This is a genomic window from Candidatus Pantoea symbiotica (assembly GCF_056491525.1).
On sequence record NZ_JBSZHR010000002.1, the window covers coordinates 3044392 to 3056644 of the forward strand.

General features: G+C 53.1%; 11 protein-coding genes and 3 tRNA genes. 7 read left to right on the forward strand and 7 right to left on the reverse strand.

The window, feature by feature from the left end; translation table 11 throughout:
- Window positions 1-92 precede the first annotated feature (92 nt).
- The 4 genes from rlmM to ACXIZX_RS14785 form a co-directional block, all read right to left on the reverse strand.
- Window positions 93-1193: a 23S rRNA (cytidine(2498)-2'-O)-methyltransferase RlmM gene (gene rlmM / locus ACXIZX_RS14770; RefSeq protein ID WP_061719908.1), complete on the reverse strand. Its 1101-nt coding sequence runs from the start codon at window positions 1191-1193 to the stop codon at window positions 93-95.
- Complete coding sequence (locus ACXIZX_RS14775) at window positions 1186-1581, reverse strand: DUF423 domain-containing protein (RefSeq protein WP_008109570.1); 396 nt, start codon at window positions 1579-1581, stop codon at window positions 1186-1188. The genes rlmM and ACXIZX_RS14775 overlap by 8 nt, the downstream gene beginning before the upstream one ends.
- Window positions 1582-1630: 49 nt before the next feature.
- Complete coding sequence (locus tag ACXIZX_RS14780; RefSeq protein WP_008109573.1) at window positions 1631-2548, reverse strand: transcriptional regulator GcvA; 918 nt, start codon at window positions 2546-2548, stop codon at window positions 1631-1633.
- A 342-nt stretch (window positions 2549-2890) separates the two neighbouring features.
- The gene (locus tag ACXIZX_RS14785; protein ID WP_008109575.1) at window positions 2891-3115 is read right to left on the reverse strand and encodes a YgdI/YgdR family lipoprotein; all 225 of its coding nucleotides are present in this window, start codon (window positions 3113-3115) and stop codon (window positions 2891-2893) included.
- Window positions 3116-3321: 206 nt separating this feature from the next.
- On the opposite strand from ACXIZX_RS14785, the gene csdA reads away from it, so the two are divergent.
- Together csdA and csdE are read left to right on the forward strand one after the other, a co-directional pair.
- A complete protein-coding gene (gene csdA / locus ACXIZX_RS14790) occupies window positions 3322-4527 on the forward strand; it encodes a cysteine desulfurase CsdA (RefSeq protein WP_479404431.1) in 1206 nt (401 codons plus the stop codon).
- Window positions 4528-4531: 4 nt separating this feature from the next.
- Window positions 4532-4987, forward strand: a complete 456-nt coding sequence (gene csdE, locus ACXIZX_RS14795; protein ID WP_061719906.1) for a cysteine desulfurase sulfur acceptor subunit CsdE — start codon at window positions 4532-4534, stop codon at window positions 4985-4987.
- Here csdE and tcdA read toward each other — a convergent pair.
- Window positions 4975-5781, reverse strand: coding sequence for a tRNA cyclic N6-threonylcarbamoyladenosine(37) synthase TcdA (tcdA, locus tag ACXIZX_RS14800; protein WP_061719905.1), 807 nt, complete (start codon window positions 5779-5781; stop codon window positions 4975-4977). The two genes, csdE and tcdA, sit on opposite strands and share 13 nt — an antisense overlap.
- Window positions 5782-5809: 28 nt before the next feature.
- Window positions 5810-6958: a murein transglycosylase A gene (mltA, locus tag ACXIZX_RS14805; protein ID WP_008109581.1), complete on the reverse strand. Its 1149-nt coding sequence runs from the start codon at window positions 6956-6958 to the stop codon at window positions 5810-5812.
- A gap of 204 nt (window positions 6959-7162) precedes the next feature.
- Between mltA and ACXIZX_RS14810 the strand changes: the two genes are divergently transcribed.
- The 4 genes from ACXIZX_RS14810 (at window position 7163) to ACXIZX_RS14825 (ending at window position 9336) form a co-directional block, all read left to right on the forward strand.
- A tRNA-Met gene (locus ACXIZX_RS14810) sits at window positions 7163-7239 on the forward strand.
- 52 nt (window positions 7240-7291) lie between these two features.
- A tRNA-Met gene (locus ACXIZX_RS14815) sits at window positions 7292-7368 on the forward strand.
- Between the two features lie 51 nt (window positions 7369-7419).
- Window positions 7420-7496, forward strand: a tRNA-Met gene (locus tag ACXIZX_RS14820).
- A gap of 274 nt (window positions 7497-7770) precedes the next feature.
- The gene (locus tag ACXIZX_RS14825) at window positions 7771-9336 is read left to right on the forward strand and encodes an Ig-like domain-containing protein (protein WP_479404432.1); all 1566 of its coding nucleotides are present in this window, start codon (window positions 7771-7773) and stop codon (window positions 9334-9336) included.
- A gap of 51 nt (window positions 9337-9387) precedes the next feature.
- Here the strand turns inward: ACXIZX_RS14825 and amiC are convergent, their stop codons facing one another.
- Window positions 9388-10623, reverse strand: a complete 1236-nt coding sequence (gene amiC, locus ACXIZX_RS14830) for an N-acetylmuramoyl-L-alanine amidase AmiC (RefSeq protein ID WP_479404433.1) — start codon at window positions 10621-10623, stop codon at window positions 9388-9390.
- A gap of 233 nt (window positions 10624-10856) precedes the next feature.
- Here amiC and argA point away from each other — a divergent pair, with 233 nt between their 5' ends.
- Complete coding sequence (gene argA, locus ACXIZX_RS14835) at window positions 10857-12185, forward strand: amino-acid N-acetyltransferase (RefSeq protein ID WP_265299340.1); 1329 nt, start codon at window positions 10857-10859, stop codon at window positions 12183-12185.
- The last annotated feature ends 68 nt before the right edge of the window (window positions 12186-12253 follow it).

Sequence of the window (12253 nt, forward strand, 5' to 3'; positions counted from 1 at the left end):
CAAGTGCGCGAGTCCCCGGGAGCATACATCAGTATGTGACCGGGGCGAGCAAACACAGCCAACGCCGCTGTAGTGCAAAGTATGAAGCAGGATTAGCGCTCGTCGCGACGGCCGCCCACCGCTGCCCACAACCGGCGTACGTGAACGGTCACTTCTTCGCGGTCGTGATACAGCTGACGCGCCTGAATCTGGGCATTAATGCCCTGCGCTTTCAGCGCGTCATCAATCATCGCCAGGTTCTGCGTCACTTCTTCGTAGCGCTTTTTCATGGGCAGCTTGAGGTTGAAGATTGCTTCACGGCACCAGCCATTCACCAGCCATTCGGTCATCAGGCTTGCTACGCGCACCGGTTTTTCCACCATGTCGCACACCAGCCAGCTGATATTGGTACGCGGCGGACGGAATTTAAAACCATCTTCGCGGCAGTGCGTGACTTGTCCGGTATCCATCAGGCTTGGCGCCATTGGGCCGTTATCCACCGCAAATACCCACATGCTGCGTTTCACCAGTTGATAGGTCCAACCGCCGGGGCAAGCGCCGAGATCGACGGCGTACATGCCGCTGGCTAAACGCTCATCCCACTCATCCGCAGGCACAAACACGTGGAAGGCCTCTTCCAGCTTGAGTGTGGAACGGCTCGGCGCATCGGACGGGAACTTCAGGCGCGGAATACCCATGTAGAACGGCGAGTTGTTTTCCGGCAGCGAATAGCCAACGTAGCAGGTGCCCGGCGCAATAAAGAACACATGCACCACCGGACGCTTCGGCGTTTCGTAATTAAGCAGGATTTTGCTTTCCCGCAGGCTGGCACGCAGCGGCACGGTTAATTTACGGCAGAACTTGGTGAGCTCTTTAGCTTCATTGGTATCCGGCACTTCAACCCGCAGTTCTCCGCCCTTCTCCACCACACCGGTCAGCATGCCGACAATCGGCGTGATGCGATCTTCTGGCGGCAAATCGCGCAGCAGCTCTCCCACCACCAGCATCTGACGCGCAAAGATCAGCTCGGCAAACGGCAGCGTTTGGATCAGCTTTTCAGCGTCTTCCTGCTGATAGCACTCATACAGCACGTAACCCGAGTCATCTTTGACGCGCGGGAAGCCGTAAATCTCGCGCTCAGCTGCTTTCGCGCTGATTTCTGCCGCGCACTCTTTCTCAAATCCCGGACGGCAATAGAGTAAAACTTTATTCATGGCGATCTGCCTTTCGTTTCAGACGCAGTGCGCCAATCAACATCAAGAACCAGCCAATAAGGAAGCACAAGCCGCCCACTGGCGTAACAAAAACCCAAAACTTCATGTGCGACAGCGCCAGACAATAGAGGCTGCCACTGAACAACACGGTACCCAGCGCCATCGCGGCGCTACTCCAGTAAAACCAGATATTGGCGCGGCGCAGCATGGCGGCACCCAAGCCGATCACCGCCAGCGTGTGATACGCCTGATATTCGAGGCCGGTATGTATCCACGCCATTTCGGCCGGGCCGAGCGATTTGCTCAGCACATGCGCCCCGAAAGCACCAAACGCCACCAGTAAAAATCCACTGATAGCAGCAAAAACAAACATGGCACGACTGGACATCAAAGAATCCTCAAGGTAGTGCGCACATCACTGTGCAGCCAGCAACGCATTAGTGATCGTAGCGAAAACGGAATTTTTCTTGTTCATTGGCCGCTTTTTCCAGGATCCACTGACGAAAGGCGGCTATTTTACCCAGTTCTGCCTGGCTGTCATGACAAACCAGATAAAAAGCATTTTTACTGACTAATACGTCATTAAAAGGACACACCAGGCGACCGGCTTCAATCTCACTCTGCGCCATCACATTATTCGCCAGCGCCACGCCCTGACCATGAATCGCCGCCTGCAATACCATGGCGCTGTGGCTGAAGATCGGGCCCTGTTGCACATTAATGTGCTGCAAACCCAGCTGGCGCGTATAGGATTGCCAGTCGCGGCGCGATGCATCATGCAGTAGCGTGCAGTGCGCCAAATCAGCCGGTGATTTGAGCGGATTGTCGCCGGTCAGCAACATTGGTGAGCAGACCGGCAGCAAATATTCGGCATACAATTTCTCAACCCGCAGGCCTGGCCAATTGCCGCGACCGTAGAAAATCGCCACGTCGACGTCGTCCGCCAATTTCTCCTCATCACGGTCCACCGCCTGGATACGCACGTCGATGCCCGGATAAGCCATATTAAAGCTGGAAAGGCGAGGCACCAGCCACTGAATGGCGAAACTCGGCAGCAAACTGACGGTGAGCGCACCTTTGGCGCTGCGCGCCTGCAACTTGCGCGTGGCATCGTTCAGGGCGGAGAAAATCTCCTTGATGTCTAAGTAGTAGCTTTGACCTTCTTCTGTCAGTAAAAGCGAACGATTCCTCCGGCGAAACAGCTTTAAACCTAAGAAATCTTCCAGAGATTTGATCTGATGGCTGACAGCAGCCTGGGTAACAAACAGCTCTTCAGCGGCTTTGGTGAAGCTCAAATGACGGGCAGCAGCATCGAAGACGCGTAAAGCATTGAGCGGCGGAAGGCGTTTAGACATGGTTTTCCGTATCCGGATTGATAAGGTAATACTTCAACTTATACAAAGTCGCTACGTATTAGTTTTTTTAATCCGAGACATTATAATTTGTCCGTTGAGGAAGCTCCAGCAAATACCTATAGTTGCCGCACTTCCTGAGCCGGAACGAAAAGATTTCTGGAAACGTGCGAGAGATCGCAGACTTTTGGAGAGCTTTTGGCTTGTGGTCGTGATGTTGTGTTTGCATTTTGATCTGACGCTTGCAGATCAAGCTTTTAATTCCTGTAGATTTACCCTGTCTGTCCATAGTGATTTTAAATAGCACCGCAAATTGCGGTGCTTTTTTTTATCTCTTACTGCCGTTTACTGCCCCATCTCTACCATCTCTTTGACGTCAGAGCGGTTAATCTGCTGCTTGTTGCCATTGGCATCCTGATAGCTGATCATACCGGTTTCGTCATCAACTTTAGGTTTGCCATCGGCGACGATGGTGCGACCATCGTTAGTGTGCATCACGTAATTGCTGGAACATGCGGACAGGGTAAAGGCCAGAGTACATACGGCCAGCACTGCGGTGAGTTTATTCATCTTCTATCTCCTTGCAGATTGATTGCATTAAACCACCCGCATGCGCTCACCAAAGGTAGCGCCAGTGAAATCGACTGTGAATAGCGACGCGTTATGCGGGTTTCGGTTCAAACCTTGCAATAATTAGCATAACGCGCTTTTCCAGCTTTGCCAGGCAACGGGCCAGCTTTCAGCCTGGTCCTAATATGATTAACAGTGGGCTGAGTATGACCATTTTTTCCCCAGGCGCCTTCCGCCAGCAGTTCCCCGCAATGAGCGATGCCGGTATCTACCTCGATAGCGCCGCCACTGCGCTCAAGCCGCAGGCGGTGATCGACGCCACCGCACAGTTCTACAGCTTAAGCGCTGGCACCGTTCATCGCAGCCAGTTCGCTGCCGCCCGCGCATTGACGGAAAAGTACGAACAGGCGCGCGGTTTAGTGGCGCGCTGGCTCAATGCTGCGGACGATCGGCAGATTGTCTGGACGCGCGGCACCACCGAAGCGATCAATCTGGTGGCGAACAGCTGGCTGGCGCCGCGACTGCAAGCTGGCGATGAAATCGTGGTTAGCGAAGCCGAGCACCACGCCAATCTGGTGCCGTGGTTGATGGTGGCAAAAGCGGCGGGCGCGAAAGTAGTGAAATGGCCGCTGGGCGCCGATCGTTTGCCGGATATCGTGCAGCTGCCGGCGTTGCTCAATTCACGCACCCGATTGTTAGCCGTTGGCCAGATGTCGAACGTCACTGGCGGCTGTCCGGATCTGGCGCAGGCGATCCGTTTAGCCCATGACGCCGGCGCCAAAGTGATGGTTGATGGTGCACAAGGCGTGGTGCATTGTCCGCCAGATGTGCAGGCGCTGGATATTGATTTCTATGCTTTTTCCGGCCATAAACTTTACGGCCCGATGGGCATTGGCGTGCTGTATGGCAAGGCGGAATTGCTGGAGGCGATGGATCCGTGGCAAGGCGGCGGCAAAATGCTGACGCAGGTCGATTTTAACGGTTTCACGCCGCAGCCAGTGCCGTGGCGTTTTGAGGCCGGAACGCCAAACGTTGCGGGCGTGGTGGGTTTGAGTGCCGCGCTGGAGTGGCTGGCGCAACATGATGGCAAAAAGGCTGAAATGTGGAGCCAGCAGTTGGCCAGTCTGGCCGAAGAGCAATTGAGCGAGATCCCCGGTTTCCGCAGCTTTCGCTGTGGCAATGCCAGCCTGCTGGCGTTTGATATTGCCGGCATTCATCACAGCGACATCGTCACGCTGCTCGCTGAGCACGGCATCGCGTTACGCGCCGGACAGCACTGCGCGCAGCCGCTGATGGCGGCGCTTGGCGTAACCGGCACGCTGCGCGTCTCGTTCGCCCCCTATAATAATTTGCAGGACGTGGATGCGCTGGTGCGCGCCATGCGCCATGCCGTCGACTTACTGAGTGAATAAGCCCATGACATCAACTCTGCTCGCCCCGCATCCGTTCGGCGATCTGATTACCGCAGCCAGCCTGACGGAAAAATTCACCCATTTTCATCAGTGGGAAGATCGCTATCGTCAGTTGATCCAGCTTAGCCGCCAGCTGCCTGCGTTAGCGGAAGAGTTGAAAACGCCGGATATCGAGCTTACGGGCTGTGAAAATCGCGTGTGGCTCAGCAGCCAATTGTTGAACAACGGCACGCTGCACTTTTATGGCGACAGCGAAGGACGGATCGTGCGTGGATTGCTGGCGGTGTTGCTGACGGCGGTGGAAGGCAAAACACCAGCCGACTTGCTGCAGCAAGATCCGCTGGCGTTGTTTGATACGTTAGGGCTACGTGCGCAGCTGAGTGCCTCGCGCAGCAGCGGCTTACAGGCGCTGGCGGATGCGGTGCAACGGGCTGCACGTCAGCATACTCAGGCTGTTTGACGCGCCGCTTTCGCCAGAAACTTCTTCAACGCGTGAGAAACCGCCACAAACCCGAAAGTGGCGGTCACCATGGTCGCCGCTCCGAATCCGGCGGCACAATCCATACGTTTCGGACCTTCTGCGGTGGAGCGTGAAGTACACACGCTGCCGTCCGGCTGCGGATACATCAGCGCTTCCGTTGAGAACACGCAGTCGATACCGAGCTTGCCTTTGCTGTTCTTCACCACGCCGAAATCCCCTTTCAATCTCTCACGCAGCTTAGCCGCCAGCGGATCCTGAATGGTTTTCGCCAGATCGCTAACCTGGATCTGCGTGGGATCGATCTGGCCGCCCGCGCCGCCGGTGGTAATCAGCGGGATCTTGTTGCGACGACACCAGGCAATCAACGCGGCTTTGGGCCGCACGCTATCAATCGCATCAATCACGTAGTCAAACCCCGCAGATAACAGTTCGGCGGTATTCTCCGGCGTGATGAAGTCATCGATACAGATCACTTCGCATTCCGGATTGATGGCGCGCATACGTTCCGCCATCACTTCAGTTTTCGCCTGGCCCACTTTGCCCTGCAGCGCATGGATCTGGCGGTTGGTATTGGTGATGCAGACATCGTCCATATCAATCAGGGTAATTTTACCGATGCCGGTGCGCACCAGCGCTTCCGCCGCCCATGAACCCACGCCGCCAATACCAATCACGCAAAAATGCGCGTCGGCAAAACGCTGTAGCGCGTCCTGCCCATAGAGACGCGCCGTGCCGCCAAAACGTTGTCGCCAGGCGTCGCTTACTACTGTCATAACCAAACCTTTCCGCTAAAACGGGACATTAATTAGAACCTAACAGCAGCGAACCGTTGTTGCCATTTTGTGGGTTGCTAAACACCGGCTGACCGGTACCCGGCGCGGCTTTCAGCACCCAGACGCGACCATAATGGTTGTAGAAACCGGCCAGATGCGCCGCATCCGGGCCAACGCCCTGATAGATATCGAAGTGCTGGCCTTTAATCGCGCCGCCCACGTCCAACGCCACCATCAGGCGCATCTCATATTTGCCATTGAACTTGCCCTTCTCGTTCAGCTGCGGTACTTCGGCTAACAGCACGGTTCCGGCTGGAATCAGTGAACGATCGGAGGCAACAGAGGCCTTGGCAATCAGCGGAACCGCGCTGGCACCGCGCACCGGTACATACTCTTCCGGCTTAAAGAAGACGAAGGATTGGTTGGTTTCCAGCACCGAACGCACTTCCTGTGGCGAATGTTCTTGCGCCCACTGACGAATCGCCTGCATCGACATATCTTCGCGCTTTACTTCACCGCGATCGATCAGCTCTTTACCGACGCTGTGGTAAGCCCAGCCATTTTTGCCGCCGTAACCAAAGAAGCGCAGCGGACGGCCATCACCAAAATCAACGTAGCCGCTGCCTTGCACATCCATCATGAAGTTATCGATCAGCGAGTTGCTGTAGGCAATGATGTAGCGATCGTCGAGCCCGCCACTATATATAGAAGCGCGACTCGGCAGCTTCTGTCCGCGCGGACGCGGCGGCATACGATAAATCGGATACTGGAACTCGCCCTGACGGGTATAACGCGCTTCCACAACTGGCGTGTAGTAGCCGGTGAATTGCACGTTACCGTAATTGTCGGTGCCTTCCATCTGATAGGCATTCAAACCAAACTGATTAAGCTGACGCGTATCGGCGCCGGACAGCAGCCAGTTTTGCACCGCGCTGTAGGTGCCGTTGTTGCGCCCAAACAGGCCGGACGAGGCGGTTTGAATCTGCACCACCTGATCGCCAAAGTCCTTACCGTTCACCGGACGCCCTTTGGCGTTCGGCTGATTGACCAGCCCGAGCGGTTGCTCCAGCTTGCCATCTATATACTGTTGACCGCGATCGGTCGGTTTAGAACTACAGCCCGCTAACAGCGCGATAAATGCGCCAGTAAGTGCATACTTCGCCCAATGTCCTTTCATAACCTTCTCTTTTTATCGATTGTTTGCCCGGCGAAGATAGCAAAGGGACAGAGAGATTGAAATCTGCCCTAAGCGGTCACGCTCACATCTGTACAATAATTCGCCCGATGGCGAGTTTATTCATCAACTGACTGTAAATTTGGCGTTTTGTCTCAAAAAGGGGTTGCATCGCCGCGCGTCCAGAGTATAGTGCGCATCCACGGACGCGGGGTGGAGCAGCCTGGTAGCTCGTCGGGCTCATAACCCGAAGGTCGTCGGTTCAAATCCGGCCCCCGCAACCAATTCTTCTTAAATGAAGAGACAATGTGAAGTGTGTGTAACGCGTCAGTCGGACGCGGGGTGGAGCAGCCTGGTAGCTCGTCGGGCTCATAACCCGAAGGTCGTCGGTTCAAATCCGGCCCCCGCAACCAATTGTCTTAAGAAGAATACAATGTGAAAAGTCGCTTAATGCGACAGACGGACGCGGGGTGGAGCAGCCTGGTAGCTCGTCGGGCTCATAACCCGAAGGTCGTCGGTTCGAATCCGGCCCCCGCAACCAATCATTTAAACACCTTAACGGGTGTTTTTTTGTTTTTAAGAATGCCCTTCATCATCCTCAACACTCCTCTTTTTCTCTTTCTTCAGTTCACTCCAACACGTTTATTATCCTGAAAATTTCTTAAACACCCTGATTTGTTTAATTAAAAACAACACTCTAAACATTTTAGTTAATTTTTATCGGGACAAATCTCAATCTCTCCAGCCTGAATAATTTACATACTGCTGGCATAGATAACACAAGGTGTGTTGTCATGACACAGTGAGAAATAAAAATGGCTTATACTAATGGATACAAATATTCCGGTTATTATCAAACACAGTTCGGTTGGAAGCCATATATTCCAAATGGTACAGTCTATCTCGATAACATTAGCCATAAAGTAGACTCTCTATGGTCATCTATTAACCCTGGTTCAGTTGATAACACCGGTACACTATCATTGTCAGGATTTGCCAATGGATATAAAAAAATTGAAATTTATGACAATGGTAAGTTAATCAAAACCGTTGAATCAAACAAGTTAGGCGTGTGGGTTGCTGATTTGTCAGATGTGCTTAATGCTGGATCTCACAACTTCACCATTAAGCAAGAAGGTTTCGGTTTTTCAGGCGGAGAACCTATTCACATTGTGGTTCAGGGAAACAATGGCCCTATTCCCGTTGAAATAACTCAAGTTTATGATGATGTCGGCATTCATAAAGGTATCATTGAGCAAGGCAAAACTACCGATGATTCGCGTCCAACCTTTAGCGGAAAAGGTCCTGCAAACTCGCTGGTAACGCTTGTCAATGAAAGCAACAATGTTATTGCCCATGGCTACAGTGATAACTATGGCAACTGGAAGATCACACCAGAATTTGATATTGCTGATGGCAGCCATAATATCCGCGCATTCGTTAATGGCAAATTTAGCTCAGATTTCAATATCACCATTGATACCGCGCCTGCTCAATATCCTGTAACGTTCACGGGTGCCTTTGATTATTTAACAGCAAGCACCATTCCTGAGAATGGTGTCACCAGCGATTCACGCCCAGGTTTTTCAGGTGAAGCATCACCTAACTCTTATGTTTATTTATTCATTGAAGGCAGTAATGAGCCTATTGGTGGTTCGGTCACTAACGGCTTTGGCAAATGGACCATTACACCATTTAAAGATCTTGCTGCAGGCACACACACTTTTGAAGTTCGAGTGAATGGTGAAACCGCTAAATATACATTGACCATCGGTGCAGATTCTTCAATTGAGCAACCGCTGGTGATTGATCATCTCATTGACGGTCAATCATTCGATATCATCCCTGATAATGGTCAGTCTTCAGATACCACTCCGTGGATCAGTGGTAAAAGTGAGCCTTTCGCGAATGTTGTCTTATTAGAAGGTTCAAAATTCATTGGTTATGCGCAGGCTGATGCCAGCGGTAAATGGATTTATGAAATAAGCAGTGAGCTTGAAGCGGGTCAACATCTCCTGACCGCACACTCTAATAACCAGGTTAGCGAGCCATTCGCCTTCAGCATCGCGGCACCGCAGGCATCCGGTGGTTACTGGGGTTGGGGCAGCTTTAGCGTTAATGCGGTTACCGATGTTTATGACACTAATGACCAGCCAGAAATCGCTGCCGGTAAAGCATTCAACCAATTCTCTCTGAATGAATTGTTGATCAACGAAGAAGCATCGCTCTTCGCCGAGATCAGCGAGCAGCAAGAAGCACCAGCACTGATTCTGACCCAGGCAGAGTTGAGCACAGAAAGCCTTTCTGCCGGCGTAGAACTTAACTCAGATTCCTTCACATCATCAATCACGGAAGAACCGCAGTACGCGCAATACGCGTAAGCCCCGGTTTGAATGAAACTCAACGGATGGCATATGCCATCCGTTTTTTCATTATCTATGCGCCAGCGCCGCACCCTTATCAAAATACGCCTTAATACCATGCAGAATCGCCTCAGCCACCTGATGCTGATAGCGCGATGTGCGCAACTTGCGCTCCTCTTCCACATTACTGATAAACGCGGTTTCCACCAGAATCGAGGGAATATCCGGCGCTTTCAGTACGGCAAATCCGGCTTGATCGACCGTGCGCTTGTGCAGGTGATTGATATGCCCCATGCGCGACAGCACCTCTTTGCCAAACTTCAGGCTGTCGCTAATGGTTTGCCGCTGCACCATGTCGAACATGGTGTGGTCGAGATAGCGATCGCCGCTCATGCTGACGCCGCCAATCAAATCGGCTTCATTCTGCGTTTGCGCGAGGAAGCGTGCCGCCGCAGAGGTTGCGCCGCTGGTTGAGAGCGCAAACACCGATGAACCGCGTGCGGCACGGCTGGTGAAGGCATCGGCGTGGATCGAGATAAACAGATCCGCGCGCTGCTTACGCGCTTTTGCTACGCGGACACGCAGCGGGATGAACACATCCTCATTGCGCGTCATATAGGCTTTCATATTGCGCTCTTTATCAATCAGCGCCTTCAGATAGCGACCAATCTTCAACACGATATCTTTCTCACGCGTTTTGTATTTGCCATGCGCGCCAGGATCTTCACCGCCATGTCCGGGATCGATCATGATGATAATCGGGCGATCGCGCCCCGCTTTCCCCGGCAGCGCCGCCTGCACCGGCTGATCGCGATCCAGATCGCCCTGATTGTAATCCTGCAGTAATGCCAGTAGGGGATCCTCTTCCCGTGATTGCTGATTAGGATAGAGATCGACCACTAAGCGGTGCTTGATGCCCGCCACTGGCGCTAGGGTGAAAGTCTTAGGTGCCGTGCTGCGCTTCAGTTCCAGCACCAGTCGCACCGTGTTGGCATCAAACTGGCCGACGCGTGCAGTTTTGATGAAGGGATCGTCCACGCGCACCAGTTTATCGACCCCTTTCAGGACCGGATTGATGTGCATATTTTCAATATCAATAACCAGACGATCGGGATTACTCAGCGTGAACTGCTTGTACTTGAGGGGAACGTTGGATTCCAGTGTAACGCGGGAGTAAGTCGATGATGGCCAGATGCGCACCGCCACAATATGCTGGCTGGCAGCCAGCCCGGTGCGTGTGACGCTCAGCATTAATAGTGCGCCTGCGCCCTGTAATAATCGTCGTCGTGTGAAAGCTTCGGACATGCCGCTCCAACTGCTGTGTTATGTCTAAAAAATCGTCACTTGATGGCAAGAAAGTGAAAACTTTGTTCGATGAGAATTGTCTTGTCTTGCCGGAAAAACCAGATAATGCAGGCTGTTAGCGCGTGTTGCATCAGGAAAATCGTAAAGTAACGTCAGGCCCGGCGCTTGCAATAAGGGGCAAAAGAGCATAAAAATACGAAAATTACGAATAAACATGCACAGAGGGCTTTGCCGTGAAGGAACGCAGTACAGAACTGGTTCAGGGTTTTCGCCATACCGTTCCCTATATAAATACCCATCGTGACAAGACCTTTGTCATCATGTTGGGTGGCGAGGCCATCGAGCATGAGAACTTCTCAAGCATCGTTAATGACATCGGTCTGCTGCATAGCCTCGGCATTCGCTTAGTGGTGGTTTACGGTGCGCGTCCGCAAATTGACGCCAGCATGGCCCAGCAACAGCTGGAACCGATTTACCACAAACACACCCGCGTGACCGATGCGCAGTCACTTGAGTTGGTGAAGCAAGCCGCAGGTCGTTTACAGCTGGATATCACCGCGCGTCTGTCGATGAGCCTCAACAACACGCCGCTGCAAGGTGCGCACATTAATGTGGTGAGCGGCAACTTCATTATCGCGCAGCCGCTGGGCGTGGATGATGGCGTTGATTACTGCCACAGCGGCCGTATTCGTCGTATTGATGAAGAAGCGATTCATCGTCAACTGGACAACGACGCGATTGTGCTGCTCGGTCCGGTGGCGGTTTCTGTTACCGGCGAGAGTTTCAACCTGACGTCTGAAGAAGTGGCGACGCAGCTGGCGATCAAATTGAAAGCCGAGAAGATGATTGGTTTCTGCTCTGAACAGGGCGTGACCAATCGCGAAGGCACGATTATTTCTGAACTGTTCCCGAACGAAGCCCAGGCGCGCATCGATGAGATGGAAAGCGATGGCGATTTCCTTTCGGGCACCGTGCGTTTCTTGCGTGGCGCGGTAAAAGCCTGCCGCAGCGGCGTGCGTCGCAGCCACCTGATTAGCTATCAGGAAGATGGTGCGTTGCTGCAAGAACTGTTCTCGCGCGACGGTATCGGTACCCAGATTGTGATGGAGTCAGCCGAACAGATTCGTCGCGCCAACATCAACGATATCGGCGGCATTCTTGAGCTGATTCGCCCGCTGGAGCAGCAAGGGATTCTGGTGCGTCGTTCCCGCGAGCAGCTGGAGATGGAGATTGATAAGTTCACCATTATTCAGCGCGACAACCTGACCATCGCCTGTGCCGCGCTCTATCCGTTCCCGGACGAGCAGATTGGTGAAATGGCTTGTGTGGCGGTGCATCCGGATTATCGCAGCTCGTCGCGTGGCGAACTGTTGCTGGATCGCGTGGCGTTGCAGGCACGTCAGATGGGGCTGAAGAAGCTGTTTGTGTTAACCACGCGCAGCATTCACTGGTTCCAGGAGCGTGGCTTTACGCCGGTGGATATTGAGTCGCTGCCTGAGAGCAAGAAGCAGATGTATAACTATCAGCGCCGTTCAAAAGTGTTGATGGCGGATTTGGGTTAAGTGCGGTTGGTGTGATTGGTCGCCATAAATGGCGCCCCTACAAAACCCCTTCCCCGTAGGGTCGGCAT

What these genes read in the sequence shown, in the direction of transcription:
- mltA (WP_008109581.1), bottom strand. Translation starts at nt 6,958, where the DNA reads ATGAAAGGACATTGGGCGAAGTATGCACTTACTGGCGCATTTATCGCG.
- csdE (WP_061719906.1), top strand. Translation starts at nt 4,532, where the DNA reads ATGACATCAACTCTGCTCGCCCCGCATCCGTTCGGCGATCTGATTACC.
- amiC (WP_479404433.1), bottom strand. Translation starts at nt 10,623, where the DNA reads ATGTCCGAAGCTTTCACACGACGACGATTATTACAGGGCGCAGGCGCA.
- rlmM (WP_061719908.1), bottom strand. Translation starts at nt 1,193, where the DNA reads ATGAATAAAGTTTTACTCTATTGCCGTCCGGGATTTGAGAAAGAGTGC.
- tcdA (WP_061719905.1), bottom strand. Translation starts at nt 5,781, where the DNA reads ATGACAGTAGTAAGCGACGCCTGGCGACAACGTTTTGGCGGCACGGCG.
- ACXIZX_RS14785 (WP_008109575.1), bottom strand. Translation starts at nt 3,115, where the DNA reads ATGAATAAACTCACCGCAGTGCTGGCCGTATGTACTCTGGCCTTTACC.
- ACXIZX_RS14775 (WP_008109570.1), bottom strand. Translation starts at nt 1,581, where the DNA reads ATGTCCAGTCGTGCCATGTTTGTTTTTGCTGCTATCAGTGGATTTTTA.
- ACXIZX_RS14825 (WP_479404432.1), top strand. Translation starts at nt 7,771, where the DNA reads ATGGCTTATACTAATGGATACAAATATTCCGGTTATTATCAAACACAG.
- csdA (WP_479404431.1), top strand. Translation starts at nt 3,322, where the DNA reads ATGACCATTTTTTCCCCAGGCGCCTTCCGCCAGCAGTTCCCCGCAATG.
- ACXIZX_RS14780 (WP_008109573.1), bottom strand. Translation starts at nt 2,548, where the DNA reads ATGTCTAAACGCCTTCCGCCGCTCAATGCTTTACGCGTCTTCGATGCT.